The sequence below is a fragment of the Pseudomonas sp. 102515 genome, from assembly GCF_031085165.1.
GTDB lineage: Bacteria > Pseudomonadota > Gammaproteobacteria > Pseudomonadales > Pseudomonadaceae > Chryseomonas.
Window position 1 is genome coordinate 1 of the sequence record NZ_JAVHTY010000033.1, and the last position, 223, is coordinate 223.

The 223-nt window shown below is 69.1% G+C and carries 1 protein-coding gene; it reads right to left on the reverse strand.

The features are described 5' to 3' along the window. Positions 1 to 223: pyridoxal-phosphate dependent enzyme (locus RCF34_RS22860; RefSeq protein ID WP_308710169.1), on the reverse strand; the 223-nt coding region annotated here is incomplete at both ends.

Below are 223 nucleotides of genomic sequence, written 5' to 3' on the forward strand. Positions count from 1 at the left end.
CCGCTCGCCGGCGGCCATGGCCTGCTGCAGGCAGTTGGAGTCGTCCGGCTCGACGCCGATCACCCTGATCTCGGGCCGCAGGTATTTCACATAGGCGGCGATGCCGGCGATTAGGCCGCCACCCCCGACCGGGACGAAGATGGCATCGAGCCGCCCCGGATGCTGGCGCAGGATCTCCATGGCCACGGTGCCCTGGCCGGCGATGACGTCCGGATCGTCATAG